We start from the raw sequence: 25,694 nt of genomic DNA, 5'->3' as shown, positions 1-25,694 counted from the left end.
TAAACGATGAGCAAACCTAAGCGCGAACGGAGCCTCGCCGACAACGAGGCCAAGGCGGTCGCCCGGATGCTGCGGGTGAGCCCGCAGAAGCTCAACCTGGTCGCCCAGCTCATTCGCGGCCGGAAGGCGTCTGCTGCGCTCGCCGACCTGCAGTTCTCGCGCAAGCGGATCGCGGTCGACGTGAAGAAGTGCCTGGAATCGGCGATCGCCAACGCCGAGAACAACCACGACCTCGACGTCGACGATCTCGTCGTGGCGCAGGCCTTCGTCGGCAACGGCCTGGTGATGAAGCGCTTCGCCGCCCGCGGCCGTGGCCGTTCGGGCCGTGTCTACAAACCGTTTTCGCAGCTGACGATCATCGTTCGTCAGGTCGAAGCTGAAGCCGCCGCTTAAGGGCGCAGGAGAACACGATGGGTCAAAAGATCAATCCGATCGGTCTGCGCCTCGGCATCAACCGGACCTGGGATTCCCGCTGGTTCGCCGGCAAGCAGGAATACGGCAAGCTGCTGCACGAGGACGTCAAGATCCGCGAGATCCTGCACAAGGAGCTCAAGCAGGCGGCCGTCGCCCGCATCGTGATCGAGCGTCCGCACAAGAAGTGCCGCGTCACCATCCACTCGGCCCGTCCGGGCGTGGTGATCGGCAAGAAGGGCGCCGATATCGACAAGCTGCGCAAGAAGGTCGCGGACATCACCTCGTCCGACGTCGTCATCAACATCGTCGAGATCCGCAAGCCGGAGCTCGATGCGACGCTGGTGGCGGAATCGATCGCGCAGCAGCTGGAGCGCCGCGTGGCGTTCCGCCGTGCCATGAAGCGCGCCGTGCAGTCGGCGATGCGTCTCGGCGCGGAAGGCATCCGCATCAACTGCTCGGGTCGCCTTGGCGGTGCGGAAATCGCGCGCATGGAGTGGTACCGCGAAGGCCGCGTGCCGCTGCACACGCTGCGCGCCGACATCGACTACGGCGTTGCGACCGCGTTCACGACCTTCGGCACCTGCGGCGTCAAGGTCTGGATCTTCAAGGGCGAGATCCTCGAGCACGATCCAATGGCCCAGGACAAGAGAATGGCCGAAGGCGAGACCGGCGGCAGCAGCGATCGCGGTGGCCGTCAGCGCCGCGAGACGGCAGCAGCCTAAAGCCAGACAGGAATTTGAGGGCTTAAAGCCATGATGCAACCTAAGAAAACGAAGTTCCGGAAGGCGCATAAGGGCCGCATCCACGGCGTCGCATCTTCGGGCGCGACGTTGGCGTTCGGCCAGTTCGGCCTGAAGGCGACCGAGCCTGAGCGCGTCACGGCGCGCCAGATCGAAGCCGCTCGCCGCGCGCTGACCCGCCACATGAAGCGCGCCGGCCGCGTCTGGATCCGTGTGTTCCCCGACGTTCCGGTGTCGAAGAAGCCGGCCGAAGTCCGCATGGGCTCCGGCAAGGGTTCGCCGGAATTGTGGGTGGCGCGCGTCAAGCCGGGCCGGGTGCTGTTCGAGATCGACGGCGTCAACACCCAGACGGCGCGTGAGGCGCTGACCCTGGCGGCCGCCAAGCTGCCGATCAAGACGCGCTTCGTCGAGCGCATTGCGGAGTAATGCCCATGGCCCAGATGAAGATCGAAGACATCCGCGCGATGAGCCCCGACCAGCAGGATGACGCCATCCTGAACCTGAAGAAGGAGCGCTTCAACCTGCGCTTCCAGCGCGCCACCGGGCAGCTCGAGAACACCTCGCGCCTGCGCGAGGCCCGCCGTGACATCGCCCGGATCAAGACCGTCGCCGCGCAGACGCGCGCGAAGAAGAAGTAAGAGGCTTACGAAGATGCCGAAACGTACTTTGCAGGGCGTGGTCGTCAGCGACAAGCAGGCCAAGACCATCGTGGTGCGCGTCGATCGCCGCTTCACGCACCCGATCTACAAGAAGACGATCCGCCGTTCGAAGAACTACCACGCGCACGACGAGAGCAACGAGTTCAAGCCGGGCGACATGGTGTGGATCGAGGAATCGAAGCCGATTTCGAAGCTGAAGCGCTGGGTCGTGATCCGGGGCGAGCACAAGAAAAGCGCCTGATCTGTTGGCTTTAGCCGACTGACTTCAGGGAAATGTTGAGCGCCGGCTGGGCTGGCGCAATAGAAAGAGGACGAGGTGCATCAATGATCCAGATGCAGACCAACCTCGACGTGGCCGACAATTCTGGCGCACGCCGTGTCATGTGTATCAAGGTGCTCGGAGGCTCCAAGCGCCGCTACGCCACGATCGGCGACATCATCGTCGTCTCGATCAAGGAAGCGATTCCGCGTGGCAAGGTCAAGAAGGGCGACGTGATGAAGGCCGTCGTGGTGCGCGTCCGCAAGGACATCCGCCGCGCCGACGGTTCGGTCATCCGCTTCGACCGCAACGCCGCCGTGCTGATCAACAACCAGTCCGAGCCGGTCGGCACCCGTATCTTCGGGCCCGTGCCGCGCGAACTGCGCGCCAAGAACCACATGAAGATCATCTCGCTCGCGCCGGAGGTGCTGTAATGGCTGCGAAGATCCGCAAGGGCGACAAGGTCGTCGTGCTGACCGGCCGCGACAAGGGCCGCACCGGCGAAGTGTTCGAGGTTCGTCCCGACGCCGGCACCGCGCTCGTGCGCGGCATCAACATGGTCAAGCGTCACCAGAAGCAGACGCAGTCCCAGGAGGGCGGCATCATCTCGAAAGAGGCGCCGATCCAACTGTCCAACATTGCGTATGTCGGCAAGGACGGAAAGCCGACCCGCATCGGATTCAAGATTCTGGCGGACGGCAAGAAGGTCCGCATCGCCAAGAGCTCGGGAGCTGAGATCGATGGCTGAGGCCGCTTACACCCCGCGCCTGCGCGCGGAATACGACGCGAAGATCCGCACCGCCCTGACCGAGAAGTTCGGTTATGAGAACGTGATGCAGGTTCCGCGCCTGGACAAGGTCGTGCTGAACATGGGCGTTGGCGATTCCGTCAACGACCGCAAGAAGGCCGAGACCGCCGCCGCCGAGCTGACCCAGATCGCCGGCCAGAAGGCGATCGTGACCTATTCGCGTATCGCGATCGCGACCTTCAAGCTGCGTGAGAACCAGCCAATCGGCTGCAAGGTCACGCTGCGCAAGGCCCGCATGTACGAGTTCATCGATCGCCTGGTGACGGTCGCGCTGCCGCGCGTCCGCGACTTCCGCGGCCTGAACCCGAAGAGCTTTGACGGCCGCGGCAACTACTCGCTCGGCATCAAGGAGCACATCATTTTCCCCGAGATCGACTTCGACAAGGTCGCGGAAGCCCGCGGTATGGACATCACCGTCTGCACCACGGCCAAGACCGACGAAGAGGCGAGGGCCTTGTTGACCGCTTTCAATTTCCCGTTCCGGCAGTGAGACGCTGACCTAAAGCCTCTCAAACGCGGATACCCAGGAGCCAAGCATGGCAAAGAAGAGTTCAGTCGAGAAGAACAACCGACGCAAGCGGATGGTGAAGAACGCCGCCGCCAAGCGCGAGCGGTTGAAGGCGATCATCGCCGACAAGAAACTGCCGATGGAAGAGCGTTTCGCGGCGACGTTGAAGCTGGCGGAAATGCCGCGCAACTCGTCGGCGACCCGCATTCGCCTGCGCTGCGAGCTGTCGGGCCGCCCGCGCTCGAACTATCGCAAGAACAAGCTGTCCCGTATCGCGCTGCGCGAACTTGGCTCCAAGGGCATGGTCCCGGGCCTCGTCAAGTCGAGCTGGTAAGGAGGGTCGTTTAGATGTCTACGCACGATCCAATCAGCGATCTGATCACCCGCATCCGCAACGCGCAGATGCGCTCCAAGACCAAAGTCTCGACGCCCGGCTCGAAGATGCGCGAGAACGTGCTCGAGGTGCTCAAGTCCGAGGGCTACATTCGCGGTTACGCCACGCTCGAGCACCCCTCGGGCCGCAGCGAGATCGAGATCGAGCTGAAATATTTCGACGGCGAGCCCGTCATCCGCGAGATTGAGCGCGTTTCCAAGCCCGGGCGTCGCGTCTACGCCTCGGTGAAGAACCTGCCGCGGGTCAACAACGGGCTCGGCATTTCGGTGTTGTCGACCCCGAAGGGGATCATGGCCGACCACAGCGCGCGCGACGCGAATGTGGGCGGTGAAGTCCTCTTCACGGTGTTCTGAGAAGGATTTTTGATCCATGTCACGAGTTGGCAAAAAGCCTGTGACGGTTCCGTCGGGTGTCACCGCGACCGTCGATGGGCAGACCGTCAAGATGAAGGGGCCGAAGGGCCAGCTTCAGTTCGTCGTCCATGACGACGTCGAGGTGAAGCTCGAGAACGGCCAGGTCAAGGTCAAGCCGCGCGGCGAGACCAACCGCGCCCGCGCCCTGTACGGCACCGCGCGCGCCCAGGTCGCGAACCTGGTCGAGGGCGTCACCAAGGGCTTCGAGAAGAAGCTCGAGATCACCGGCGTCGGTTACCGCGCCGCGATGCAGGGCAAGAACCTGCAGCTCGCGCTCGGTTACAGCCACGACGTGATCTATCCCATCCCGGAAGGGATCACGATCACGGTGCCGAAGCCGACCGAGATCACGGTGGCGGGCAGCGACGCCCAGCGCGTCGGCCAGGTCGCCGCCGAGATCCGCGCCTACCGCCCGCCGGAGCCCTACAAGGGCAAGGGCGTGAAGTATGTTGGCGAATTCATCTTCCGCAAGGAAGGCAAGAAGAAGTAACGGAGCCGGTCATGTCCAAAGCCAAGGTTACCAATGCCCGGCGCAAGCGGAGTGTGCGGCTGAAGCTGCGCCGCTCCGGTGGCGGCCGCCCGCGTCTGTCGGTGTTCCGCTCGTCCAAGCACATCTACGCCCAGGTCATCGACGACCTCAAGGGCGAGACGCTGGCCTCTGCCTCCTCGCTCGAGAAGTCGATGCGGGACGGCGGCAAGACCGGCGCCGACATCGATGCGGCGAAGGCGGTCGGCAAGCTGCTGGCCGAGCGCGCGGTCGAGAAGGGCGTCAAGGAAGTCGTGTTCGATCGCGGCGGCTACCTCTACCACGGGCGCGTCAAGGCTTTGGCCGACGCGGCGCGTGAGAGCGGCCTGAGCTTCTAACGGAATTCGAGGATTGAGGCGTAAGCCTCTGAAGGATTGGAAAAACAATGGCAGCTGAACGCGAACAACGTGGTGGACGCGATCAACGCGGCGGCGGACGTGAACGCAAGGAGCGCGAGGAGCGCGACAGCGAGTTCGTCGACAAGCTCGTCCACATCAACCGCGTGGCCAAGGTCGTCAAGGGCGGCAAGCGCTTCGGTTTCGCAGCGCTGGTCGTGATCGGCGACCAGAAGGGCCGCGCCGGCTTCGGTCACGGCAAGGCACGCGAAGTGCCCGAGGCGATCCGCAAGGCGACTGAATCCGCCAAGCGCAATCTGACCCGGGTCTCGCTGCGCGAAGGACGCACGCTCCATCACGACATCGCCGGCCGTCATGGCGCAGGCCGTGTCTACCTACGTGCCGCTCCGGCCGGTACTGGCATCATCGCCGGCGGTCCGATGCGCGCCGTGTTCGAGACGCTCGGCGTCCAGGACGTGGTGGCCAAGTCGATCGGCTCGTCGAACCCGTACAACATGGTTCGCGCGACGTTCGACGCCCTGAAGCATCAGGATTCGCCGCGTTCGGTCGCAGCCCGCCGCAACATCAAGGTGTCCACTCTGCAGTCCCGCCGCGTCGGCGGCGATGCCGAGGCGGCTGCCGACTAACGGAAGCTTTCGGAGTAGACTCCCATGGCCAAGGACGCCGCTAAGTCCAGCAAGACGATCAAGCTCGAGCAGACCGGCAGCGCGATCCGCCGCCATCACTCGCAGCGGTCGACCCTGATCGGGCTCAAGCTCAACAAGATCGGCCGCACCAGCGAACTGCCGGATACCCCGGCCGTGCGCGGCATGATCAACAAGGTTCACCATCTCGTTCGTATCGTCGACGAGAAGTAAGCAGGGCGCATGATCCCGAAACCGGGTGCCCGGTTTTCGCTGACGATCACGCGCAAGACACAAGGAGAAGGGCGATGAAGCTCAGCGATATCGCCGACAACGCCGGCTCGCGCAAGAAGCGCATGCGCGTCGGCCGCGGCATCGGTTCGGGCAAGGGCAAGCAGTCCGGCCGCGGCGGCAAGGGCCAGACCGCGCGTTCGGGCGTGCGCATCAAGGGTTTCGAAGGCGGCCAGATGCCGATGCATCGCCGTCTGCCCAAGCGCGGCTTCAACAACATCTTCCGCGTCGAGTTCGCCGAGATCAATCTCGACCGGCTCCAGGAAGCGGTCGATGCCAAGAAGATCGACGCCGGAAGCGTCGTCAACGTCGAGGCCCTGGTGAAGGGCGGCGTGCTGCGCCGCGCCAAGGCCGGCCTGCGGCTGCTCGGCCGCGGCGAGCTCAAGTCCAAGCTCAACATCGAAGTGCATGGCGCCACCAAGACCGCGATCGCGGCGGTCGAGAAGGCCGGCGGCTCGGTGAAGATCCTCGCCCCTGCCAAGGAAGAAGGCGAGGCGGCGTAACAACTGCGTCATTGGCCCGCGCCTCGCGGGCCTTTACGCATGCGGGACGATGGACTTATCGAAGCCGAGCCCCAGATAATGTCCGGCGTCCGCTAAAGCATGATCCGGAAAAGTGTGAAGCGCTTTTCCGATAGGATCATGCTTAAAACGACAACCTGAAGCGCGATGATGGGGCATCCTGATCCATCGCGCTTTAGTAGCCCGGCCGCGGGCATGACGGCGCAACAGGCGGCGGGAGAAAGTCCAAGATGGTCTCTGCAGCGGAACAACTGGCAGCCAATCTCAATTTCGGCGCGTTCGCCAAGGCCGACGAACTGAAGAAGCGCATCTGGTTCACCCTGGGTGCGCTGCTCGTTTATCGGCTCGGAACCTACATCCCGCTGCCGGGCATCGATCCCAACATATGGGAGCAGGTGTTCAGGTCCCAGGCGGGCGGCATCCTCGGCATGTTCAACATGTTCGCCGGCGGCGGCATCCACCGCATGGCGATCTTCGCGCTGAACATCATGCCGTACATTTCGGCCTCGATCATCATCCAGCTCCTCACCACCGTCTCGCCGCAGCTCGAGGCGTTGAAGAAGGAGGGTGAGGCCGGCCGCAAGACGCTGAACCAGTACACCCGCTATCTGACGGTGATCCTGGCCGCGTTCCAGTCCTACGGCATCGCGGTGGGCCTCGAAGGCGCCGGCAATGTCGTCAGCGACCCCGGCATGTTCTTCCGCCTGTCGACCGCGATCACGCTGACCGGCGGCACCATGTTCCTGATGTGGCTGGGCGAGCAGATCACCTCGCGCGGCATCGGCAACGGCATCTCGCTGATCATTCTCTCCGGCATCGTCGCCGAGCTGCCGGCGGCGCTCGCCAACATGCTCGAGCTCGGCCGTCAGGGCGCGATGTCGACCGGCCTGATCCTGGTCGTCATCATCATGGCCGTCGCCGTGATCGCCTTCATCGTGTTCATGGAGCGCGCCCAGCGCCGGCTGCTGATCCAGTATCCGAAGCGCCAGGTCGGCAACAAGATGTTCGAGGGTCAGTCCTCACATCTGCCGCTGAAGCTGAACACCTCGGGCGTGATCCCGCCGATCTTCGCGTCCTCGCTGCTGCTGCTGCCGACCACGGTCGCGAACTTCAATGCCGGCAGCGGGCCGGAATGGTTCCAGTGGATCACCACCCAGCTCGGCCACGGCCGCCCGCTGTTCCTGGTGCTCTATCTCGCGCTGATCGTGTTCTTCGCCTTCTTCTATACCGCAATCGTGTTCAACCCGACCGAGACCGCGGACAATCTGAAGAAGCATGGCGGTTTCATCCCGGGCATCCGCCCGGGCGAGCGCACGGCGGAATATATCGACTACGTGCTGTCGCGCATCACCGTGCTGGGCGCGATCTATCTCGCGATCGTCTGCTTGATCCCGGAGATCCTGATCTCCTACGCCTCGGTGCCGTTCTATTTCGGCGGCACCTCGCTGCTGATCGTCGTCAGCGTGACCATGGATACGGTGGCGCAGGTGCAGGGTTATCTGCTGGCCCATCAGTACGAAGGCCTGATCCGCAAGTCGAAGCTGCGCGGCCGCCGCCGCTAAGCACAGAGTCCTCCGAAGACGGCGCTACGGCGCCGCCGATTCGGCGCGCGCGCAACGCGCAGCGCCCGCGGGAGCGACCGGCCGGACGTTCGGTCGCATCGGCAGAGCTGCTCTCACCGCCACACAATCACTGATTTCAAAGGCCTTCTTGGCGTCCGGGCATGCCCTCCCCTATGATATGGGTAGCGGTGCGGCGCCGATTATGGTTTGCACTGTTGCCGAACTTTCAAACACAGGTGCGCGACGTATCGCTCACCAATCCGGGGGGCGTACGCCGATGAGAATTATACTTCTGGGACCGCCGGGGTCGGGCAAGGGGACCCAGGCGCAGCGCTTGGTGCAGCGCTATGGCATCGTCCAGCTCTCGACCGGCGAGATGCTGCGCGCGGCCGTGGCGGCTGGAACGCCGGTCGGGCTGAAAGCCAAGGAGATCATGGCCAGCGGCGGCCTCGTCCCCGACGACGTCGTGGTCGGAATCATCTCCGATCGCATCGATCAGCCGGACGCCAAGGCCGGATTCATCCTGGACGGCTTCCCGCGCACCGTGCCGCAGGCCGAGGCGCTGGACGAGCTCTTGAGGCAGAAGCATCTCAAGCTCGACGCTGTGATCGAGCTCCGCGTCAACGAGAGCGCGCTGCTGAGTCGCGTCGAGACCCGCGTTGCCCAGATGCGCGAGCGCGGGGAGGAGGTCCGGGTCGACGACACCCCGGAGGTCCTGACCAAGCGCCTGGCCAGCTACCGCAGCCAGACCGAGCCGCTGATTCACTACTATTCCGAGCGGCGGAAGCTCTCGACCATCGACGGCATGATGGCCATCGACGAGGTCACCCGCGCCATCCACCGCCAGCTGCTGGCGCTCGGGGCGGTGGAACCCAAGACCCATGCCCGCAGCGCGGCCAAGGCAGGCCCGGCCAAGAAGGCCAAGGCACCCGAGAAGATGGCCCCAAAATCGGCGAAAGCGGCTAAAAAGGCGGCAAAATCAGCCAAGACCGCCAAAAAAGCGGCCAAAAAGGCTGTGAAGAGCGCGAAGAAGACAGCTAGGAAGACCGCCAAAAAGACGGTCAAAAAAGGTTCGATGAAGGGACCAAAAAAGGTCACGAAAAAGCGAGCCAAGCGCTAGCAGCGGTTGACGAAAGCCCCTGGAATCCCCTAATAAGCCTCGCATCCAAGTCGGATAGTTTCAGACGATGCCGGGCCCCAGGAAGACCGGGGGTGGGCGTCGTGTTCGCGTTTGTGAACACCTGCCCGAGAAAGCAAGCACTTAAAGCCCGGTCCCTGACGAGGGATCGGCAACAGGAGAGAAGGCCGTGGCCCGTATTGCCGGCGTGAACATTCCCACCAACAAGCGCGTGCTGATCGCGCTTCAGTACATCCATGGCATCGGCCCGAAGATCGCCGGTGACATCATCGAGAAGGTGAAGATCCCCGCGGATCGTCGCGTCAATCAACTCAGCGACGCCGAAGTGCTCCAGATCCGCGAAGTGATCGACCGCGACTATCTCGTCGAGGGCGATCTGCGTCGCGAAGTCGGCATCAACATCAAGCGCCTGATGGACCTCGGCTGCTATCGCGGCCTGCGTCATCGTCGCGGTCTGCCGGTGCGCGGTCAGCGGACCCACACCAATGCGCGTACGCGCAAGGGTCCGGCCAAGGCCATCGCCGGCAAGAAGAAGTAAGTTTTCGAATCCAATCGCGGCGTGTGGCGAAAGGGGGCACCCGTTCGCCACGCGCTTTTCGTTCCACAGGTGTAGCCGCTGGCATTACGGCGGCGTTTGAGATCTCCAGGAAAGGTCATCAATGGGCAAGGAAGCCACCCGCGTTCGCCGTCGTGAGCGCAAGAACATCGCCTCCGGCGTTGCGCACGTGAACTCGTCGTTCAACAACACGACCATCACCATCACCGACGCGCAGGGCAACACGATTGCCTGGTCCTCCGCCGGCACGATGGGCTTCAAGGGCTCGCGCAAGTCGACCCCCTATGCGGCGCAGGTGGCCGCCGAGGACGTGTCCAAGAAGGCGCAGGAGCACGGCATGCGCACGCTGGAAGTCGAAGTCGCTGGTCCCGGTTCGGGCCGCGAGTCGGCGCTCCGCGCGCTCCAGGCCGCGGGCTTCACCGTCACCTCGATCCGTGACGTGACCACCATCCCGCACAACGGTTGCCGTCCCCGCAAGCGTCGGCGCGTTTGATACCAAGTTGCGGGTACATCGGCCCGCAATGACTTTGTACCAAGCCGCGGGCGCGACCTGCGGCCTTTCCTCCAACGCCAGTGTCTGCAACGGCAGTTCGACTGGCCTGTATGGGTGAAACAGTGACGATCCAGAAAAATTGGCAAGAACTGATTCGGCCGAACAAGCTCCAGGTCACGCCCGGCAGTGACCCCACGCGTTTCGCGACCATCGTCGCCGAGCCGCTCGAGCGCGGCTTCGGCCAGACCCTCGGCAACGCGCTGCGCCGCATCCTGCTGTCCTCGCTCCAGGGCGCGGCGGTGCAGTCGGTGCACATCGATGGCGTGCTGCACGAATTCTCCTCGATCGCGGGCGTCCGTGAGGACGTCACCGACATCGTGCTGAACATCAAGGACATCTCGATCAAGATGCAGGGCGAAGGCCCCAAGCGCATGGTCGTGAAGAAGCAGGGCCCGGGCGTCGTCACCGCCGGCGACATCCAGACCGTCGGCGACGTCACCGTTCTGAACCCCGACCTGCAGATCTGCACCCTCGACGAGGGCGCCGAGATCCGCATGGAGTTCACGGTCTCGACCGGCAAGGGCTACGTGCCCGCCGAGCGCAATCGTCCCGAGGACGCGCCGATCGGCCTGATCCCGGTCGACAGCCTGTACTCGCCGGTCCGCAAGGTCTCCTACAAGGTCGAGAACACCCGCGAGGGCCAGATCCTCGACTACGACAAGCTGACCATGACGATCGAGACCAACGGCGCGATCTCGCCGGATGACTCGGTGGCTTACGCCGCCCGCATCCTGCAGGATCAGCTCAACGTGTTCGTCAACTTCGAAGAGCCGCGCAAGGAAGTCGCCCAGGAGATCATCCCGGACCTCGCCTTCAACCCGGCCTTCCTCAAGAAGGTGGACGAGCTCGAGCTGTCGGTGCGTTCGGCCAACTGCCTGAAGAACGACAACATCGTCTACATCGGCGACCTCGTGCAGAAGAGCGAGGCGGAAATGCTCCGCACTCCGAACTTCGGCCGCAAGTCGCTGAACGAGATCAAGGAAGTGCTGGCCCAGATGGGTCTGCACCTCGGCATGGAAGTGCCGGGCTGGCCGCCGGAGAACATCGACGAGCTCGCCAAGCGCTTCGAGGATCACTACTGAGAATTCGTCGTTCCGGGGCGATGCGTCAGCATCGAACCCGGAATCTCGCGATTCCGGATCGTCGCTTCGCGCCGTCCGGAATGACTGAGAGCATGATCCCGCAAAAGTGCGAGGCCGTTTTGCGATAAGGATCATGCTCAAACAAGAAGAGCGAAAAGCGCCTGGCGCTTTCGCGGGCGAACGCAGGCAGCCCACCTGAGCAACATGTCCGACGAACCGTCGCGGCAGTTTTAACGTAAGGACTACTCACATGCGTCACGGCAAGGTTCATCGGAAGCTCAACCGCACGGCCGAGCACCGCAAGGCGATGTTCGCCAACATGGCGGCCGCGCTGATCAAGCACGAGCAGATCGTCACCACGCTGCCCAAGGCCAAGGAGCTCCGCCCGATCGTCGAGAAGCTCGTCACCCTCGGCAAGAAGGGCGGTCTGTCGCTGCGTCGCCAGGCCATCTCCGAGCTGCGCGACGTCGACATGGTCAAGAAGCTCTTCGATACGCTCGCGACCCGCTACAAGGACCGCCAGGGCGGCTACACCCGCATCATCAAGGCCGGCTTCCGCTACGGCGACAACGCCGCGATGGCCGTGATCGAGTTCGTCGATCGCGACGTCGATGCCAAGGGCCAGGACTCCGGTCCGGTGCAGGAGAAGGAAGCCGAGGCGGCGTAAGTCGACCCGCAGAAAGATTCCGGAAAGCGGCGCCCTTAGGCGCCGCTTTTTTTATGGTGCTCACGCGTCGGTGAGGGCTGATTGCGCCGATCCGTGCTGTGCACGATATCTCCATCAGCCTCAATGGAGACGACGCATGAAGATCGATCTGTCCGGAAAGACCGCCCTCGTGACCGGCTCGACCGCCGGCATCGGCCACGCCATTGCCAAGGGCCTGGCCGCGTCTGGCGCCAGCGTCGTCATCAACGGCCGCGGCCAGGCCAAGGTCGATGCCGCCGTGCGCAAGCTGGAAGGGACGGGTGCCAAGGTGCGCGGCATCGCCGCCGACGTCTCGACTGCTGCTGGCTGCAAGGCCCTCGTCGCGGCGCTTCCCGAGGTCGACATCCTCATCAACAATGCCGGCATCTTCGAGCCGAAGGACTTTTTCGAGATCCCGGACGAGGACTGGAACCGCTTCTTCGAGGTCAACGTCATGAGCGGCGTGCGGCTGTCGCGCGCTTACATGAAGGGCATGCTCAAACGCAATTGGGGCCGTATCGTCTTCATCTCTTCGGAGTCCGGGCTCAACATTCCCGTCGAGATGATCCACTACGGCATGACCAAGACGGCCCAGCTCTCGGTCGCGCGCGGCCTTGCGCAGCTCACCCGCGGCACCGGCGTCACCGTCAATTCCGTGCTGCCAGGCCCCACCTTGTCGGAAGGCGTCGAGACCTTCGTGAAGGATCTCGCGAAACAGAACGGTCAATCGGTTGACGAAGCCGCCGCCAACTTCGTCAAGCAGCATCGCCCGAGCTCGCTGATCCAGCGCTTTGCCAGCGTCGACGAGATCGCTAACATGGTGGTCTACGTCGCCTCGAAGGAGGCATCCGCGACCAATGGCGCCGCGCTACGCGCGGAGGGCGGCATCGTCAACACCATCGCGTAGAGCATGATCCGGAAAAGTGTGATGCGGTTTTCCGACAAGGTCACGCTCAAAACAGTAGGGCCGCGTCCATGCCGGCCTATGTGATCTCCGAAGTCGAGATGCGCGATCTCGAGGGCTTCGAAGCCTATCGCACGCTGGCCGCGAAGACTATCGCGCAGTACGGCGGGCGTTATCTCGTTCGCGGCGGCAAGGCCGAGCTTGCGGAAGGCAAGCTTCCGCCGAAGACCATCGTCATCGTCGAATTTGCCTCGATGGCGCGGCTGAAGGAATGGTACGCCTCGCCGGAATATGCCGAAGCGCTGAAGATCCGCGCCGGTGCGCTGGAGCGTCGGCTGCTGTTCGTCGAGGGTGTGGCGCCGTAACGGCGCTCGTCATGGCCGGGCTTGTCCGAGGGCTATCGCCTATGAAAAAGGCGTGATTTTTGGCGCTACCGTTTCCACATCGTCATGGCCGGGCTTGTCCCGGCCATCCACGTCTTCACTCCTGCAAAACAAGACGTGAATGCCCGGGACAAGCCCGGGCATGACGGAGTATGTAGCGCCTACCATCCTTCCAGCACGATCTTGCCGCGCGACTTGCCGCTTTCGAGCAGCGCGTGAGCGCGCTTGAGATTGGTCGCATTGATCGTGCCAAAGGTCTGGTCGAGCGTGGTGCGCAACACGCCCTTGTCGATGAGATCGGCGACATCGCCCAGCAAATGATGCTGCGCGATCATGTCGGGTGTCTGGAACGAGGAGCGCGTGAACATTGATTCCCAGTGGACCGAGATCGCCTTGCCCTTGAAGGTGCTCATGGTGAACTCCGGGGGATCATCGATAAGGCCGAACCGGCCCTGCGGCGCCATGAGCTCGGCGATGCTCTTGTAGTGCTGGTCGGTATAGGTGAGGCTTGCCACCAGCGCGACTGGGGGCAGCTTCAAGCTCTCGATCTGCTCCCTCATCGGCTTGCCGTGGTCGATCACGGCATGCGCGCCGAGATCGAGGCACCACTTCTGCGACTCCGGCCGCGTCGCGGTGGCGAGCACCGTGAGGCCGGTGAGCCGGCGCGCCAGTTGGATCAGGATCGAGCCGACGCCGCCGGCGCCGCCGGTGATCAAGAGCGTGCGCGGATCGACGCTCTTGCCGGGCACTACGCCGAGACGATCGAACAGCAATTCCCAGGCGGTGATGGAGGTGAGGGGAAGGGCGGCGGCCTGAGCGAACGACAGGCTCTTCGGCTTGTTGCCGACGATGCGCTCGTCGACCAGATGGAATTCGGCATTGGTGCCCTGGCGCAGGATCGAGCCCGCGTAGAACACTTCGTCGCCCGGCTTGAACAGGGAGACATCGGGGCCGACAGCATCGACCACGCCGGCTGCGTCGTAACCCAGAATCTTCGTCTCGCCTTCGGGCGGAGCGGCGCGCTTGCGCACCTTGTAATCGACTGGATTGGCTGAGATCGCCTTCACGGCGACGCGGATGTCGCGTCCCTTGGGATCCGGCTTTGCGGTCTCGAAATCGATCAGTGAATCCGCGTCCTCGATCGGAAGCGACTTTTTGTAGCCGACGGCCTTCATGGCTTGTCTCCATCAGTTGGCGCGCAGCTTGCGACATGCGCCTGGCCTGCTAACTGTCCCGCTGGCCTCCATTTGGCAAGTACTGTAAATTCGGGGATATAGTCCCTGTTTGGATACTATTGGGAAAACACGCATGAAACGGCGCGATTTTGCCCGCCGGCCGGGCTGCTCGGTCGAGGCGACGCTGGACCTGATCGACGGCAAATGGAAGGGCGTGATCCTCTACCACCTGCAAAGCGGCACCCAGCGCTTCGGCGAATTGCGCCGCCGGATGCCCGGTATCACCCAGCGCATGCTGACCAAGCAACTCCGCGCGCTGGAGGAGGATAAGCTCGTCATCCGCAAGGTCTATGCCGAGGTGCCGCCGCGGGTGGAATATTGCCTTTCCGAGCTCGGCGAGAGCCTTCGGCCGGTCATCGACATCCTAAAGGCCTGGGGCGAGAGCCATCAGCAGCGGCTGTCCTGCGCGCCGCCGCCGGCGGTCGCGAAGAAGCCGAAACGGGCGGCATGATTCTGCCGCGAAGTTGTTGCGGCAATCTCAGTGTCATCCCTGCGAAGGCGGAGCGGGTGGGGACCCACAACCCCGGGAAGAAGTTTGGCGCGAGCCGGCAACTCCGAGTCCTCGCCAGAACTCCAGCTTGTGGCTATGGGTCCCGGGTTCGCGCCCCGGGACGACAGCGAGGATCAGAACGCAAATTGCGTGCGCAACGCGACCGCGTCGAACTTCGAGCCAGTGTCCGCCGCCGACACCGCTGAGGCTTGCTTCGACACCGTGCCATGCAGATAGTCGAGCATGAAGCGCACATTGCCGTTGACGTACCAGTTGAGCGCCAGCGTGTAGACGGTCTGCCGCCCGCCGGCGACGCCGTTGGCGGTCGCGAGTTGATCGTTGAGGTCGATGGTCGAGAAGCGCCCCGCGACTTCCCACGCGCCCCAGCCGCCGCCGTCGAGTGAGAACGGATGCGCCGGCTTTACGCCGTTGTAGGCCGCGTTCGCCGCGTTGTAAGTCCGACCTTCGCCCGTCAGCACGTAGCCGGCCTGCGCATAGCCGCCCTGGAATTTCAGGCTCGGCAAGCCGGTCGGTAGCACCGATGTATTCGCACTGCGGTCGATATTATACCAGAAGTACTCGCCCTGAACGATGAGCGGACCGTAGGTCGCCGCCGCTTCGACGCTGTAGACCTGCGCGCCCGAGACATTGGCCATCGCGCCGGTCGAGATCAGCGTGGTCGGATCGATGCGAAGCTCCGGACGATCGCTGAGCGTCAGCGTCTGTGTATTCGCGATCAGATTGCGCGGCGGCTGAATCAGCCATTCCGCATCGACGCCGATATGCACCGAGTAGTCTTTGCCGCTGATCGGATTGCCTGCAACACGCGCAACGGCGCCGTATTGCTCGATGGTGCCCGCCGGCGTAGCGCTCGAGGCGGAGTGGATCGCACCCGTGGACGGTCCCGTGACATAGCCGCCGATCCAGAGCTGGTCGTTGAACCAGCGCGTGCCGGCTGCTGAACGGAAATCTCCGGCGGCGATGTTGGTCGCGATCACGCCGGGCGAGGCGCGCTCCAGGAACAAGATGTCGTTGGAGCTCGTGGCTTCATCCAGTGTGTAGGGCAGGTCCATGATGCCGGCCTCGATCGCCATTCGGCCTCCGAACGGCCTCAGGCCGGTGTAGCTGAGATAGGCGTTCTCGACGCCGGACACGCCGCCGCCCGGGAGCGATCCCGGCGCCGCGCCGCCAAATCCGTCGGAGGAGCCGCCGAAGTCGTAGATCAGCGCGAAGTTCCAGTCGTTGAAGAATTTCCCGGTAACGCCGATGCGCGCTCGGCGGACGTTCTCGCCGCTGTCGAGCTTCTGCGGCACGGTGCCCGCCGTGTTCGGGCGATAGTCATAGCCGCCGACATCCCAGTGCAGGCGGCTGGTGAGGGCGACGCAATTGGCCTGGTCTGCGGTGCAGATGGTCGGCCGGTTGTTCGGCATGGTCACGACCACGCCGGGTGCGGGTGCCGGGCCCTTGACGGGGATCGCGGCATTGGCATTGACGACCGCCTTCGCCTCCGACCGCGCTTCGGCTTTGGCCTCGGCCTTCGCTTCGGCCCTGGCCTTCGCCGTGGCCGCGGTGTTCGCCGCGGTCTGGCTCTGGAGCTTGTCGAGCTTCTGCTCAAGCATCTTCAACTGTTGCTTCAGCAGCGCAATTTCCTGCTCGCTGTTGCTTGCCGATTGAGCCTTTGCCTGCGAAGCCGCCAGCGCGCCGGCGAGACCAATAGCCGTGGCTGCAATTCTTGTTCTGCTCACGTCACGCCTCCATCGTTTGACGAACTTCCCCAAGTCGTAACGGGAGAGCCTAGGTATGATCGATGACTGCCCCGCGTCGGCGCCCCGGTTGCGCGGGTTCCCACTGATGCAATTTCGTCGCAACCGAATCCGCCACCAAGTAGCATGCTGGATGACGCGCATCATGCCAATACACTACCTCAGGCGGATCGTCATTTCGCCCGCCGTGCTTGCAGGCCGGACACACCGGAGAGGGCATATTTGCCCCCAGCGTGCCCTTCTATTGGCCGGCGAACGCGCCTATATTCCGACGTCTTTTCCGAGAGGTAGGAATGTTTCGATCGATCCGTCCCGCAACTGTCGTCACGGCATTGTGCATAGCGTTTTCAGCCCATTTCAATCCGGCCGCCGCGCAGGACCGCCGTGTTCCATCCTCGCAGGCGGAGCTGCGGCTGTCCTATGCGCCGATCGTGCAGCGGGTGCAGCCGGCGGTCGTCAACGTCTATGCCGCCAAGGTGGTGCAGAACCGCAATCCGCTGCTCGATGACCCGATTTTCCGCCGCTTCTTCGGCGTGCCGGGCCAGCAGCCCGAGCAGATGCAGCGCTCGCTCGGCTCCGGCGTCATCGTCGATGCCTCCGGCCTCGTCGTCACCAACGTCCATGTCATCGAGGGGGCGGACCAGGTGAGGGTATCTCTGTCGGACAAGCGCGAGTTCGAGGCCGAGATCCTGCTGAAGGACCCGCGCACCGATCTCGCGGTGCTGCGGTTGAAGGACACCAAGGAGAAGTTTCCGACGCTCGACTTCACCAATTCCGACGAGCTCTTGGTCGGCGACGTCGTGCTCGCGATCGGCAATCCCTTCGGCGTCGGCCAGACGGTGACGCATGGCATCATCTCGGCGCTGGCGCGCACGCAGGTCGGCATCACCGACTACCAGTTCTTCATCCAGACCGATGCGGCGATCAATCCCGGCAATTCCGGCGGCGCGCTGGTCGAGATGAGCGGCAAGCTCGCCGGCATCAACACCGCGATCTATTCGCGCTCCGGCGGCTCGCAAGGCATCGGCTTTGCGATTCCGTCCAACATGGTGCGCGTCGTCGTCGCCTCAGCCAAGAGCGGCGGCAAGGCGGTGAAGCGGCCGTGGCTGGGCGCCAAGCTGCAGGCGGTGACGCCCGAGATCGCCGAGAGCCTCGGCCTGCGCTCGCCGACAGGCGCGCTGGTCGCGAGCGTGGTCTCGAATAGCCCGGCGGCGAAGGCCGGTTTGAGATCCTCGGACCTCATCACCGGCATCGACGGCCAGGCCGTGGATGATCCCAACGCCTTCGACTACCGTTTCGCCACCCGTCCGCTCGGTGGCGCCGCGCAGATCGACGTGCAGCGCGGCGGCAAGCCATTCAAGCTGACGGTGGCGCTGGAGACCGCGCCTGACTCGGGGCGCAACGAGCTCGTCATTACCGCGCGTTCGCCGTTCCAGGGCGCGAAGGTCTCGACCATCACACCGGCGGTGGCCGACGAACTGCATCTGGACGCCGACACCGAAGGCGTCGTGGTCACCGACCTCGGCAGCGACAGCGCGGCCGCGAGTGTCGGCTTCCAGAAGGGCGACATCATCCTGGCGGTCAACAACCAGAAGATCAGCAAGACCGGCGACCTCGAAAAGGCCGCGGGCGAGCGGCCGCGGATCTGGCGCATCACGCTGGTGCGCGGCGGCCAGCAGATCAACGTCACGCTGGGCGGATGAGTCCGAAACGACCACAGGAGACGCCGACTCTCTTTGCCGCGGCGGGGCTCGACCACGAGGCTCCGCATCCGCTGCCGGACCGGCTGCGCCCGCGTGCGCTGTCGGAGGTCGTCGGTCAGGATCACATCCTCGGGCCCGACGGCGCGCTGACGCGCATGCTGGAGACGCGCACGCTGGGCTCGCTGGTGTTCTGGGGACCGCCCGGCACCGGCAAGACCACGGTGGCGCGGCTCTTGGCGGACGCCACCGATCTGCATTTCGAGCAGATCTCCGCGGTGTTCTCCGGCGTCGCCGATCTCAAGAAGGCGTTCGACGCCGCGCGGGCCCGCCGCGAGATGGGCAAGGGCACCCTGCTGTTCGTCGACGAGGTGCACAGGTTCAATCGCGCCCAGCAGGATTCGTTTCTGCCGGTCATGGAAGACGGCACGGTGGTGATGGTCGGCGCCACCACCGAAAACCCGTCGTTCGAGCTCAATGCGGCGTTGCTCTCCCGCGCGCGCGTGCTGGTGTTTCGCTCGCTCGATGCCGCCGCGATCGAGAAGCTGTTTGCGCATGCCGAGGCGGTTGAGGGCAGGAAGCTGCCGCTCGATGCCGAGGCGCGCGCCGTGCTGGTGCGCATGGCCGACGGCGACGGCCGCGCCTCGCTGACGCTTGCCGAAGAGGTCTGGCGTTCGGCACGGGCGGACGAGATATTCAATGCCGCGCAGCTGCAGGACATCCTGCAGCGCCGTGCGCCGATCTACGACAAGTCGGCCGACGGCCATTACAATCTGATCTCGGCTCTGCATAAGTCGGTGCGCGGCTCCGATCCCGACGCCGCGCTGTATTATCTCGCGCGCATGCTGGATGCCGGCGAGGACCCGCTGTTCCTGGCCCGCCGCGTGGTGCGGATGGCGGTGGAGGACATCGGCCTTGCCGATCCGCAGGCACTCGTCATCGCCAATGCCGCCAAGGACGCCTTCGACTTCCTCGGCCATCCCGAGGGCGAGCTCGCGATCGCGCAGGCCGTCGTCTATCTCGCCACCGCGCCGAAATCCAACGCGGTCTACACCGCCTTCGGCACGGCGATGCAGGTCGCAAAACAGGCCGGCTCGCTGCTGCCGCCAAAACACATCCTCAATTCGCCAACCAAGCTGATGAAGTCGGAGGGCTACGGCTCAGGCTACGAATACGACCACGACGCCCCCGACGCCTTCTCCGGCCAGGACTACTTCCCGGAGGCGCTCGGCCGGCAAACCTTCTACGACCCGCCCGAGCGTGGCTTCGAACGGGAGATCCGCAAGCGGCTGGATTACTGGGCGAAGCTGCGCAAGGAGCGGGGCGGCTCGCGCTAGAAACGGCCATTTCGTCGTGACGGCAGCCGGCTTTTAGGGTACGCAGGCAACCATGAGCCGCCGTATCAAGAGAACCAATCAAGAGCCCCGTTCACGCGCCGAGCGCAAGGAAGCGCGCCTGCATCAGGCACGGAGCGCGCAGAAAGCCGGAGCGCGTCCAGGCGGCAAGCCCGGCAGCAAGCCGCCGCGCTTTGCGGGTGAGCGTGCCGAGCGGCGTCCGCCCAAGGCCGCGCTGGAGAAAGCCGCGCCGGCGAAGCCCGTCGAGGCGCTGCTGCCGACCAAAGTGCAGACCGTCATCGTCACGGCCGACGAGAACAATATGCGCGTCGATCGTTTTCTCGAAGCGCGCTTTCCGGGTCTGTCGTTCTCCCACATCCAGCGCGTCGTCCGCAAAGGCGAGCTGCGCGTCGACGGCAAGCGCGTGGACAGCAAGGATCGCCTGGAGGAAGGCCAGAGCGTCCGCATTCCGCCGCTGAAGCTCGATGCACCGAAGGTGGTCGGAGAGCTCTCCGAGGCCGCGCAGAAGACGCTCAAGGCGCTGAAAGAGATGACGATCTGGGAGGACGACGACGTCCTCGTGCTCAACAAGCCCGCCGGCCTTGCCGTGCAGGGCGGCTCGGGCATGACGCGCCACATCGATCAGATGCTGGAGGTGATGCGCGATGCCAAGGGCCAGAAGCCGCGCCTCGTGCACCGCATCGATCGCGAGACGTCGGGTTGTCTCCTGATCGCCAAGACGCGCTTTGCCGCCTCGCATCTGACCGGTGCGTTCCGCTCGCGGTCGGCGCGAAAGGTCTACTGGGCGCTGGTGCCGGGCCTGCCGAAGCCGAAGCAGGGCCGCATCTCGACCTTCCTCGCCAAGGAGGAAGGCGAGGACGACACCATCATGCGCATCGCCCAGCATGGCGACGAGGGCGCGAGCCACGCAGTGACGTACTATGCGGTGGTCGAGACCGCCGGCAACAAGCTGACCTGGGTGTCGCTGAAGCCGGTGACGGGCCGCACCCACCAGCTACGCGCCCATATGGAGCATATCGGCCACCCCATCGTCGGCGATCCCAAATATTTCAACATCGAGAACTGGCAGCTGCCGGGCGGCCTGCAAAACCGGCTGCACCTCCTGGCACGCCGCATCGTCATCCCCCATCCGCGCGGCGGCGTGATCGACGCTACCGCGCCGCTGCCGCCGCACATGCAGCAGTCGTGGAATCTGCTGGGGCTGGATGCCAGCCGGTTCGATCCGATCGAGAACGCGCCGGAGGAGTAGGAGGCGCACTGCTAAGCACCACCTCAATGTCATCGCACGCCCTGTGCTCAATTGCGCACTGGGGCGGGCGCTCGCAGGTTCCCTCATGCCGCCACTCGCTTTATCGGCCACAGGTCTTGTCGTAAAAGCGTAGCACTCAGCGACCGCGACCGAGCACTCACATGCGCGAATTGTTCGAAGAAGCAGCAAGCCAGTCCGCGCCGGATCCGCGGGACTCGGCGCGTGCCTCTGCGCGCACGCCGCTGCGCAAGCGCTTCTACAAGGAGGCCGACGTCACCGAAGCCGAGGGCGGTTTTGCCATCGCCCTCGACGGCAAGCCGATCCGCACGCCGTCCGGCCGCCAGGTGGTGATCCCCTCGCGACCGCTGGCCGATGCCGTGGCCGGCGAGTGGGCGGCGCAAGGCGAGGCGATCGATCCCGTAACCATGCCGCTGACGCGGATCGCCAACAGCGTGGTCGAGGGCGTCGTCGACCGCGTCGAGCTCGTCAGCGACGACCTCGCAAAATACTTCGAGTCCGATTTGCTGTTCTATCGCGCCGGCCACCCCGAGGGGCTGGTCGCCCGCGAGGCCGCGCATTGGGACCCCGTGCTGTTCTGGGCCGCGGAGACGCTGGGCGCGCATTTCATCCTCTCCGAAGGCGTCATGCACGTGAAGCAGCCGGACGAAGCACTGCGGGCCGCGCGCGCCGCACTGCCGGGCGATCCCTGGTCGGTCGCGGCGCTCCATATGGTGACGACTCTGACCGGCTCGGCGCTGCTGGCGCTGGCGCTGGCCCATGGTGTGCGCGATGCCGGCCAGGTCTGGGCCGCTGCCCATGTCGACGAGGACTGGAATATTGACCAGTGGGGCGTGGACGAGGAGGCGGCCGCCCGCAGGGCCACGCGCCTCAGGGATTTCGAGGCCGCCGTCGCGGTTCTGGAGGCTGTTAAGGCGCCCGCGGCCAAAGGTCCTTAACGACAGGTTTACGACGGCGGCCTTAGGGTGGCGCGAGCATTCCCTGGGCCCGCCGAGATGCCGACGCCGATCAGCTCGATCCTTCCGGTCAGTGCCGCCAGCACCATCGCTGATGCGGCGACGCCCGATCTCGTGCTTCAGGCCGGCAGCGTCGTCGACGCCAAAGTCGTCAGCGTGCTCGCCGACAATCTGGTGCGGATCGCGATCGCCAACCTCTCGATGGACGTGATGTCGGAGGTGTCGTTGACCCCGGGGCAGAATCTCCAGCTCGCGGTGTCGCAGAACGAGGGCACCATCCGGCTCGCCGTCATGAACGGGGCAGGCGAGACGGCTGCCGATCAGATCACGCTGACGCCGGCTGCGGCCTCGCTCGTGGACAGCCCGTCGCTGGCGCCGTCCGCAACCGCGGCACGCAATTCGCTGACGCCGTTGGAGCAGGTCGCCGTTACCGCCGCCTCGGCCGAGGCGGTCACAATGCAGGGCAGCCAGGCGCCGCTGTTCGCCAACCTCGCCTCCGTCGTCACCGGCAGCGATCTGCCTGTTGGACTGAAGCAGGCGGTGCTGGACGTGCTGGCGCAACAGACGCCGCTCAACACCGCTCTCGACGGCGGCGATATCGAATCCGCTTTCCAGAAGTCCGGCCTGTTCCTCGAGGCTTCACTCGCCGCCGGCGCAACGCCGTCCGCGGGCAACGTGCCGGACCTGAAGGCCGCGCTGCTGGTGCTGCGCCAGACGCTGGCGACGCTCGAGACCGCTGCGCCGCGGGCGCAGGGTGGAACGATCCCGGCGAACGCCGCGGCGGCACCGCAGGTCGCCGCTGCGCCGTCGGCGCCGACGGCAGGCGAGACCCCGCAGGCCGCATTGCCTTCGACCGCGCCTGACATCGCGCAGCCGCAGCAGATGCCACGTGCCGCCAGTCTCGCTGCGGCAGTCCTGGCTGATATCGCCCCCGACGTGTCGCAGGCCGCGCTGCCGCGCACCCTGTCGGCCGGCCTCGCCGCGAGCCTGCTGCAAGAGGCCGCGCAGAACCTGCCGCGCCTGACCGGTAACGTGCCGGGCTCGAACAAGACCGCGCCCGACGGCCGTATCTTCGAGGCCGCCGCGCGCATGACGCCGCCGCCGTTCCGCGGTGCGCTGCCGGCAGCGCAGGCCATCGCCTCGCCGTCGCTGGCGCCGGATACGCCGCTCTCCGCAACAGTGCATCGCCTGCTCGACGACACCGATGCCGCGATCGCGCGGCAGACATTGCTGCAAGTCGCTTCGCTTCCCGACCGCACCGATGCATCCGGCCATCACATCGAGCCAACCGTGCCGCAATGGAATTTCGAGATTCCGTTTGCGACCCCACAGGGCACCGCGATGGCTCAGTTCGAGATCTCGCGCGACGGCGGCGATGGGTCCGCCGATCCCGCCAAGCGCGCCTGGCGCGCGCGCTTCACGCTCAATGTCGAGCCGGCGGGACCCGTACACGCGCTGATCACGCTGAACGGCGACAAGACTTTCGTGCGGATGTGGGCGGAGCGGCCGGCGACCGCGCAGCAGCTCCGCGCCGGTGTCAGTGAGCTCAACCAGGCTTTGGTGCGGGCCGAGCTCAAGCCCGGCGACATCCTGGTCCGCGACGGCACGCCGCCGCAGCCGGCACCAGCCCGCGCCGGCCATTTCCTGGATCGTGCGACATGAGCGACCCCAAGCTCGCGATCGCGCTGCATTACGAGAAGGGCTCGGGCGCGCCGGTCGTCGTCGCCAAGGGCAAGGGCACGATCGGCGAAAAGATCGTCGAGATCGCGAAAGCCAACGACATCCCGATCGAGGAGAACGAGATCTTGGCCGGCGCGCTCTCCAAGGTCGAGCTCGGCGAGGAGATCCCGCCCGACCTCTACAAGGCCGTCGCCGAGGTGCTGGTGTTCGTGCTGCGGCTGTCGGGCCGGGGGCAGTAGGGCATGATCCGGAAAAGTGTGTAGCGGTTTTCCGGAAAGATCATGCTCAAGTAGTTACCTGTCATGGTTTCACCACGTAGCGGCTGCATGGTCGCGGTCACTTTCATCATTTTGCGGACATCACCCTTGCTCACCCGCCGTTCCACCCTCGGCCTTCTCGCCGCCACCGCGATCCTGCCGCAGCGCGCGCTCGCCCATGTCGCGCCGCCGCGCAACGAGATCCGCGACAGCCTGGCAAAACGTTTCACCGATCTCGCCACGTCAGGCACTTTCGTTGGCTACAAGGTCGAGGACTATCTGATCGTCGCCAGCGACAAGGAGCGCTCGGGCGAGGCCAAGCTGCCGGCCTCGACCTTCAACATTCCGAACTCGCTGATTGCGCTCGAGACTGGCGTTGTCGCCGACCCTGACAAGGACGTCTTCCCTTGGGACGGCGTGAAGCGGCCGATCGAAGCCTGGAACAAGGATCACACGCTGCGCAGTGCGATCGCGGTCAGTGCGGTGCCGGTCTATCAGGAGATCGCGCGCCGGATCGGCGAGGTGCGCATGCAGAAATATGTCGACGAGTTCGACTACGGTAATCGCGACATCGGCGGCGGCATCGACCAGTTCTGGCTGACCGGCAATCTGCGCATCGACCCGGTCGAGCAGATTGATTTCGTCGACCGGCTGCGCCGCCGCGCGCTGCCAATCTCAAAGCGCAGCCAGGATCTCGTCGCCGACATCCTGCCGGTGACGAAGGTCGGCGACAGCGTCATCCGCGCCAAATCAGGCTTGCTCGGCGCCGAGCGCGGCGAGCCGTCGCTGGGTTGGATGGTCGGCTGGGCCGAAAAGGGCGAAGCGCACACGGTGTTCGCGCTCAACATCGATTGCAAGGAGCCGCGCCACATCGAGGCGCGCATGAGCCTGACGCAAGCCTGCCTTGCCGAGATCGGCGCGATCTGACTCGCGGCGGAGGTCGGGCGAGCCGGCCCCGCAGACGGGACCAGCCCGGGCATGACGATCCGTCCCGATCAGCGCGGCGGCGCGCAGCAGCGTCTCGCCGTTCCCCCCGACACCATGCGGGCCATGCGCCGCAGGAAATCGACGGTTTCGGACGATGACTTCGGCGGCAGTGGGACGACCGTCGCGGACATGGGTGATGCCAGGGCGTGATGACCGCCGCCGTACCGACTTTTGAGGTCAGACGCCCCTTTGCCGGCCGATCCGGCCGAGATGGGTGAAGCCGAACCCGGCCGAATATTTCAAGCCATAGCCGAGCGCCCGGTCGATGCCGATATGGGCGAGCCAGATCAAGGCGATGGAGAGGGTGAGGGGCGAGGCGAGGCCGAAGCCCAGCGTCAGCAGCGCCACCGGCGCCATGTAGCTGTGGGCGGCGTTGTAGACCATCGCGCCGAATTTGGCGTCGGAGAGGTAGGCGAGGAAGCTCAGGTCGGGCACGAAGAACAGCACGGCAAAGACCAGCCACGAGCCGTCCCAGGCCGCGTAGAGCATCACCATGCCTGCGAACAGGGTCAGGCCCTCCAGCCGCAGCAGGATGTTGACGCCGCCCGTCACGGAGCCGGTCTCGGCAGCTTGTTCGTCCATCGTCGCCCTCCAGGCAAAAACTTTGCAATTCCTTGCGCTTTCGCGCT

The 25,694-nt window shown here is 64.9% G+C and carries 35 protein-coding genes; 32 read left to right on the top strand and 3 right to left on the bottom strand.

Features of this window, described 5'->3' with window-relative positions; genetic code table 11:
* Positions 1 to 6: 6 nt before the first annotated feature.
* From rplV to AC5V87_RS25045, 23 genes are all read left to right on the top strand, one after another.
* Complete coding sequence (gene rplV / locus AC5V87_RS25155) at positions 7 to 393, top strand: 50S ribosomal protein L22 (protein ID WP_008549264.1); 387 nt, start codon at positions 7 to 9, stop codon at positions 391 to 393.
* A 17-nt stretch (positions 394 to 410) separates the two neighbouring features.
* A complete protein-coding gene (gene rpsC / locus AC5V87_RS25150) occupies positions 411 to 1,136 on the top strand; it encodes a 30S ribosomal protein S3 (RefSeq protein WP_027564403.1) in 726 nt (241 codons plus the stop codon).
* Positions 1,137 to 1,166: 30 nt separating this feature from the next.
* Entirely contained in the window at positions 1,167 to 1,580 is a 414-nt protein-coding gene (gene rplP, locus AC5V87_RS25145) for a 50S ribosomal protein L16 (protein WP_008136349.1), read from the top strand.
* Between the two features lie 5 nt (positions 1,581 to 1,585).
* On the top strand, positions 1,586 to 1,792 hold the full coding sequence (gene rpmC / locus AC5V87_RS25140) for a 50S ribosomal protein L29 (RefSeq protein WP_011088144.1): 207 nt from the start codon (positions 1,586 to 1,588) through the stop codon (positions 1,790 to 1,792).
* A 13-nt stretch (positions 1,793 to 1,805) separates the two neighbouring features.
* Complete coding sequence (gene rpsQ / locus AC5V87_RS25135) at positions 1,806 to 2,054, top strand: 30S ribosomal protein S17 (protein WP_007603028.1); 249 nt, start codon at positions 1,806 to 1,808, stop codon at positions 2,052 to 2,054.
* A gap of 83 nt (positions 2,055 to 2,137) precedes the next feature.
* Positions 2,138 to 2,506, top strand: coding sequence for a 50S ribosomal protein L14 (rplN, locus tag AC5V87_RS25130; protein WP_007603030.1), 369 nt, complete (start codon positions 2,138 to 2,140; stop codon positions 2,504 to 2,506).
* On the top strand, positions 2,506 to 2,820 hold the full coding sequence (rplX, locus tag AC5V87_RS25125) for a 50S ribosomal protein L24 (protein WP_495368047.1): 315 nt from the start codon (positions 2,506 to 2,508) through the stop codon (positions 2,818 to 2,820). The genes rplN and rplX overlap by 1 nt, the downstream gene beginning before the upstream one ends.
* The gene (gene rplE, locus AC5V87_RS25120; protein WP_370985639.1) at positions 2,813 to 3,370 is read left to right on the top strand and encodes a 50S ribosomal protein L5; all 558 of its coding nucleotides are present in this window, start codon (positions 2,813 to 2,815) and stop codon (positions 3,368 to 3,370) included. Before rplX ends, rplE begins: the two co-directional genes overlap by 8 nt.
* Before the next feature lie 46 nt (positions 3,371 to 3,416).
* The gene (gene rpsN / locus AC5V87_RS25115) at positions 3,417 to 3,722 is read left to right on the top strand and encodes a 30S ribosomal protein S14 (RefSeq protein WP_018322268.1); all 306 of its coding nucleotides are present in this window, start codon (positions 3,417 to 3,419) and stop codon (positions 3,720 to 3,722) included.
* 14 nt (positions 3,723 to 3,736) lie between these two features.
* A complete protein-coding gene (rpsH, locus tag AC5V87_RS25110; RefSeq protein ID WP_018647252.1) occupies positions 3,737 to 4,135 on the top strand; it encodes a 30S ribosomal protein S8 in 399 nt (132 codons plus the stop codon).
* Positions 4,136 to 4,151: 16 nt separating this feature from the next.
* On the top strand, positions 4,152 to 4,685 hold the full coding sequence (gene rplF / locus AC5V87_RS25105) for a 50S ribosomal protein L6 (RefSeq protein ID WP_456837875.1): 534 nt from the start codon (positions 4,152 to 4,154) through the stop codon (positions 4,683 to 4,685).
* A gap of 11 nt (positions 4,686 to 4,696) precedes the next feature.
* The gene (rplR, locus tag AC5V87_RS25100) at positions 4,697 to 5,059 is read left to right on the top strand and encodes a 50S ribosomal protein L18 (RefSeq protein ID WP_080137236.1); all 363 of its coding nucleotides are present in this window, start codon (positions 4,697 to 4,699) and stop codon (positions 5,057 to 5,059) included.
* A gap of 47 nt (positions 5,060 to 5,106) precedes the next feature.
* The gene (gene rpsE / locus AC5V87_RS25095; RefSeq protein WP_495368046.1) at positions 5,107 to 5,703 is read left to right on the top strand and encodes a 30S ribosomal protein S5; all 597 of its coding nucleotides are present in this window, start codon (positions 5,107 to 5,109) and stop codon (positions 5,701 to 5,703) included.
* A gap of 24 nt (positions 5,704 to 5,727) precedes the next feature.
* Positions 5,728 to 5,934, top strand: a complete 207-nt coding sequence (gene rpmD, locus AC5V87_RS25090) for a 50S ribosomal protein L30 (protein ID WP_456837877.1) — start codon at positions 5,728 to 5,730, stop codon at positions 5,932 to 5,934.
* Positions 5,935 to 6,008: 74 nt separating this feature from the next.
* Positions 6,009 to 6,494 carry a 50S ribosomal protein L15 gene (gene rplO / locus AC5V87_RS25085; protein ID WP_018322273.1) on the top strand — a complete coding sequence of 162 codons (486 nt, stop codon included), beginning with the start codon at positions 6,009 to 6,011 and terminating at the stop codon, positions 6,492 to 6,494.
* A 248-nt stretch (positions 6,495 to 6,742) separates the two neighbouring features.
* Positions 6,743 to 8,074, top strand: a complete 1,332-nt coding sequence (gene secY, locus AC5V87_RS25080; RefSeq protein ID WP_027564397.1) for a preprotein translocase subunit SecY — start codon at positions 6,743 to 6,745, stop codon at positions 8,072 to 8,074.
* 277 nt (positions 8,075 to 8,351) lie between these two features.
* The gene (locus AC5V87_RS25075; RefSeq protein ID WP_456837878.1) at positions 8,352 to 9,194 is read left to right on the top strand and encodes an adenylate kinase; all 843 of its coding nucleotides are present in this window, start codon (positions 8,352 to 8,354) and stop codon (positions 9,192 to 9,194) included.
* A 187-nt stretch (positions 9,195 to 9,381) separates the two neighbouring features.
* Positions 9,382 to 9,750 (top strand): 30S ribosomal protein S13, encoded by a 369-nt coding sequence (gene rpsM / locus AC5V87_RS25070; RefSeq protein ID WP_456837879.1) that lies wholly within the window; start codon positions 9,382 to 9,384, stop codon positions 9,748 to 9,750.
* 121 nt (positions 9,751 to 9,871) lie between these two features.
* Positions 9,872 to 10,261 (top strand): 30S ribosomal protein S11, encoded by a 390-nt coding sequence (gene rpsK / locus AC5V87_RS25065; protein WP_007603045.1) that lies wholly within the window; start codon positions 9,872 to 9,874, stop codon positions 10,259 to 10,261.
* Positions 10,262 to 10,371: 110 nt separating this feature from the next.
* Positions 10,372 to 11,403 (top strand): DNA-directed RNA polymerase subunit alpha, encoded by a 1,032-nt coding sequence (locus AC5V87_RS25060; protein WP_035729592.1) that lies wholly within the window; start codon positions 10,372 to 10,374, stop codon positions 11,401 to 11,403.
* A 250-nt stretch (positions 11,404 to 11,653) separates the two neighbouring features.
* Entirely contained in the window at positions 11,654 to 12,070 is a 417-nt protein-coding gene (gene rplQ / locus AC5V87_RS25055; protein ID WP_025036979.1) for a 50S ribosomal protein L17, read from the top strand.
* A 136-nt stretch (positions 12,071 to 12,206) separates the two neighbouring features.
* The gene (locus tag AC5V87_RS25050; RefSeq protein ID WP_456837881.1) at positions 12,207 to 12,995 is read left to right on the top strand and encodes an SDR family NAD(P)-dependent oxidoreductase; all 789 of its coding nucleotides are present in this window, start codon (positions 12,207 to 12,209) and stop codon (positions 12,993 to 12,995) included.
* A 68-nt stretch (positions 12,996 to 13,063) separates the two neighbouring features.
* Positions 13,064 to 13,357, top strand: coding sequence for a DUF1330 domain-containing protein (locus tag AC5V87_RS25045; protein WP_456837882.1), 294 nt, complete (start codon positions 13,064 to 13,066; stop codon positions 13,355 to 13,357).
* Between the two features lie 179 nt (positions 13,358 to 13,536).
* On the opposite strand, the gene AC5V87_RS25040 is transcribed toward AC5V87_RS25045, so the two are convergent.
* Positions 13,537 to 14,550, bottom strand: a complete 1,014-nt coding sequence (locus AC5V87_RS25040) for a zinc-binding alcohol dehydrogenase family protein (RefSeq protein ID WP_456837883.1) — start codon at positions 14,548 to 14,550, stop codon at positions 13,537 to 13,539.
* A 133-nt stretch (positions 14,551 to 14,683) separates the two neighbouring features.
* Here AC5V87_RS25040 and AC5V87_RS25035 point away from each other — a divergent pair, with 133 nt between their 5' ends.
* Positions 14,684 to 15,061 carry a winged helix-turn-helix transcriptional regulator gene (locus AC5V87_RS25035; protein ID WP_456837884.1) on the top strand — a complete coding sequence of 126 codons (378 nt, stop codon included), beginning with the start codon at positions 14,684 to 14,686 and terminating at the stop codon, positions 15,059 to 15,061.
* Positions 15,062 to 15,234: 173 nt separating this feature from the next.
* On the opposite strand, the gene AC5V87_RS25030 is transcribed toward AC5V87_RS25035, so the two are convergent.
* Positions 15,235 to 16,845 carry an OprO/OprP family phosphate-selective porin gene (locus AC5V87_RS25030; protein ID WP_456837885.1) on the bottom strand — a complete coding sequence of 537 codons (1,611 nt, stop codon included), beginning with the start codon at positions 16,843 to 16,845 and terminating at the stop codon, positions 15,235 to 15,237.
* Between the two features lie 311 nt (positions 16,846 to 17,156).
* On the opposite strand from AC5V87_RS25030, the gene AC5V87_RS25025 reads away from it, so the two are divergent.
* From AC5V87_RS25025 to AC5V87_RS24990, 8 genes are all read left to right on the top strand, one after another.
* Positions 17,157 to 18,566 carry a DegQ family serine endoprotease gene (locus AC5V87_RS25025; RefSeq protein WP_495368045.1) on the top strand — a complete coding sequence of 470 codons (1,410 nt, stop codon included), beginning with the start codon at positions 17,157 to 17,159 and terminating at the stop codon, positions 18,564 to 18,566.
* Complete coding sequence (locus tag AC5V87_RS25020) at positions 18,563 to 19,900, top strand: replication-associated recombination protein A (protein ID WP_456837887.1); 1,338 nt, start codon at positions 18,563 to 18,565, stop codon at positions 19,898 to 19,900. The genes AC5V87_RS25025 and AC5V87_RS25020 overlap by 4 nt, the downstream gene beginning before the upstream one ends.
* Positions 19,901 to 19,952: 52 nt before the next feature.
* Complete coding sequence (locus tag AC5V87_RS25015) at positions 19,953 to 21,167, top strand: RluA family pseudouridine synthase (RefSeq protein ID WP_495368044.1); 1,215 nt, start codon at positions 19,953 to 19,955, stop codon at positions 21,165 to 21,167.
* 161 nt (positions 21,168 to 21,328) lie between these two features.
* A complete protein-coding gene (locus AC5V87_RS25010; RefSeq protein ID WP_495368043.1) occupies positions 21,329 to 22,123 on the top strand; it encodes an ATP12 family chaperone protein in 795 nt (264 codons plus the stop codon).
* Between the two features lie 57 nt (positions 22,124 to 22,180).
* Positions 22,181 to 23,803: a flagellar hook-length control protein FliK gene (fliK, locus tag AC5V87_RS25005; protein WP_495368042.1), complete on the top strand. Its 1,623-nt coding sequence runs from the start codon at positions 22,181 to 22,183 to the stop codon at positions 23,801 to 23,803.
* On the top strand, positions 23,800 to 24,060 hold the full coding sequence (locus tag AC5V87_RS25000; protein ID WP_495368041.1) for an EscU/YscU/HrcU family type III secretion system export apparatus switch protein: 261 nt from the start codon (positions 23,800 to 23,802) through the stop codon (positions 24,058 to 24,060). The genes fliK and AC5V87_RS25000 overlap by 4 nt, the downstream gene beginning before the upstream one ends.
* 87 nt (positions 24,061 to 24,147) lie before the next feature.
* A complete protein-coding gene (gene blaOXA, locus AC5V87_RS24995) occupies positions 24,148 to 25,005 on the top strand; it encodes a class D beta-lactamase (protein WP_495371939.1) in 858 nt (285 codons plus the stop codon).
* Between the two features lie 51 nt (positions 25,006 to 25,056).
* The gene (locus AC5V87_RS24990) at positions 25,057 to 25,215 is read left to right on the top strand and encodes a hypothetical protein (protein ID WP_456837892.1); all 159 of its coding nucleotides are present in this window, start codon (positions 25,057 to 25,059) and stop codon (positions 25,213 to 25,215) included.
* A gap of 27 nt (positions 25,216 to 25,242) precedes the next feature.
* Here the strand turns inward: AC5V87_RS24990 and AC5V87_RS24985 are convergent, their stop codons facing one another.
* Entirely contained in the window at positions 25,243 to 25,647 is a 405-nt protein-coding gene (locus AC5V87_RS24985) for a DUF4260 domain-containing protein (RefSeq protein WP_456837893.1), read from the bottom strand.
* Between the last annotated feature and the right edge of the window lie 47 nt (positions 25,648 to 25,694).

The sequence above is a fragment of the Bradyrhizobium sp. SOJA106 genome (assembly GCF_059448745.1).
This window is presented reverse-complemented; position numbering and strand designations above follow the sequence as displayed.

Bases quoted from the DNA above. Each gene is read 5' to 3' on its own strand.
- rplV (WP_008549264.1), top strand. From the start codon at position 7: ATGAGCAAACCTAAGCGCGAACGGAGCCTCGCCGACAACGAGGCCAAG.
- rpsC (WP_027564403.1), top strand. From the start codon at position 411: ATGGGTCAAAAGATCAATCCGATCGGTCTGCGCCTCGGCATCAACCGG.
- rplP (WP_008136349.1), top strand. From the start codon at position 1,167: ATGATGCAACCTAAGAAAACGAAGTTCCGGAAGGCGCATAAGGGCCGC.
- rpmC (WP_011088144.1), top strand. From the start codon at position 1,586: ATGGCCCAGATGAAGATCGAAGACATCCGCGCGATGAGCCCCGACCAG.
- rpsQ (WP_007603028.1), top strand. From the start codon at position 1,806: ATGCCGAAACGTACTTTGCAGGGCGTGGTCGTCAGCGACAAGCAGGCC.
- rplN (WP_007603030.1), top strand. From the start codon at position 2,138: ATGATCCAGATGCAGACCAACCTCGACGTGGCCGACAATTCTGGCGCA.
- rplX (WP_495368047.1), top strand. From the start codon at position 2,506: ATGGCTGCGAAGATCCGCAAGGGCGACAAGGTCGTCGTGCTGACCGGC.
- rplE (WP_370985639.1), top strand. From the start codon at position 2,813: ATGGCTGAGGCCGCTTACACCCCGCGCCTGCGCGCGGAATACGACGCG.
- rpsN (WP_018322268.1), top strand. From the start codon at position 3,417: ATGGCAAAGAAGAGTTCAGTCGAGAAGAACAACCGACGCAAGCGGATG.
- rpsH (WP_018647252.1), top strand. From the start codon at position 3,737: ATGTCTACGCACGATCCAATCAGCGATCTGATCACCCGCATCCGCAAC.
- rplF (WP_456837875.1), top strand. From the start codon at position 4,152: ATGTCACGAGTTGGCAAAAAGCCTGTGACGGTTCCGTCGGGTGTCACC.
- rplR (WP_080137236.1), top strand. From the start codon at position 4,697: ATGTCCAAAGCCAAGGTTACCAATGCCCGGCGCAAGCGGAGTGTGCGG.
- rpsE (WP_495368046.1), top strand. From the start codon at position 5,107: ATGGCAGCTGAACGCGAACAACGTGGTGGACGCGATCAACGCGGCGGC.
- rpmD (WP_456837877.1), top strand. From the start codon at position 5,728: ATGGCCAAGGACGCCGCTAAGTCCAGCAAGACGATCAAGCTCGAGCAG.
- rplO (WP_018322273.1), top strand. From the start codon at position 6,009: ATGAAGCTCAGCGATATCGCCGACAACGCCGGCTCGCGCAAGAAGCGC.
- secY (WP_027564397.1), top strand. From the start codon at position 6,743: ATGGTCTCTGCAGCGGAACAACTGGCAGCCAATCTCAATTTCGGCGCG.
- AC5V87_RS25075 (WP_456837878.1), top strand. From the start codon at position 8,352: ATGAGAATTATACTTCTGGGACCGCCGGGGTCGGGCAAGGGGACCCAG.
- rpsK (WP_007603045.1), top strand. From the start codon at position 9,872: ATGGGCAAGGAAGCCACCCGCGTTCGCCGTCGTGAGCGCAAGAACATC.
- AC5V87_RS25060 (WP_035729592.1), top strand. From the start codon at position 10,372: ATGGGTGAAACAGTGACGATCCAGAAAAATTGGCAAGAACTGATTCGG.
- rplQ (WP_025036979.1), top strand. From the start codon at position 11,654: ATGCGTCACGGCAAGGTTCATCGGAAGCTCAACCGCACGGCCGAGCAC.
- AC5V87_RS25050 (WP_456837881.1), top strand. From the start codon at position 12,207: ATGAAGATCGATCTGTCCGGAAAGACCGCCCTCGTGACCGGCTCGACC.
- AC5V87_RS25045 (WP_456837882.1), top strand. From the start codon at position 13,064: ATGCCGGCCTATGTGATCTCCGAAGTCGAGATGCGCGATCTCGAGGGC.
- AC5V87_RS25040 (WP_456837883.1), bottom strand. From the start codon at position 14,550: ATGAAGGCCGTCGGCTACAAAAAGTCGCTTCCGATCGAGGACGCGGAT.
- AC5V87_RS25035 (WP_456837884.1), top strand. From the start codon at position 14,684: ATGAAACGGCGCGATTTTGCCCGCCGGCCGGGCTGCTCGGTCGAGGCG.
- AC5V87_RS25025 (WP_495368045.1), top strand. From the start codon at position 17,157: ATGTTTCGATCGATCCGTCCCGCAACTGTCGTCACGGCATTGTGCATA.
- AC5V87_RS25020 (WP_456837887.1), top strand. From the start codon at position 18,563: ATGAGTCCGAAACGACCACAGGAGACGCCGACTCTCTTTGCCGCGGCG.
- AC5V87_RS25015 (WP_495368044.1), top strand. From the start codon at position 19,953: ATGAGCCGCCGTATCAAGAGAACCAATCAAGAGCCCCGTTCACGCGCC.
- AC5V87_RS25010 (WP_495368043.1), top strand. From the start codon at position 21,329: ATGCGCGAATTGTTCGAAGAAGCAGCAAGCCAGTCCGCGCCGGATCCG.
- fliK (WP_495368042.1), top strand. From the start codon at position 22,181: ATGCCGACGCCGATCAGCTCGATCCTTCCGGTCAGTGCCGCCAGCACC.
- AC5V87_RS25000 (WP_495368041.1), top strand. From the start codon at position 23,800: ATGAGCGACCCCAAGCTCGCGATCGCGCTGCATTACGAGAAGGGCTCG.
- blaOXA (WP_495371939.1), top strand. From the start codon at position 24,148: ATGGTCGCGGTCACTTTCATCATTTTGCGGACATCACCCTTGCTCACC.
- AC5V87_RS24990 (WP_456837892.1), top strand. From the start codon at position 25,057: ATGACGATCCGTCCCGATCAGCGCGGCGGCGCGCAGCAGCGTCTCGCC.
- AC5V87_RS24985 (WP_456837893.1), bottom strand. From the start codon at position 25,647: ATGGACGAACAAGCTGCCGAGACCGGCTCCGTGACGGGCGGCGTCAAC.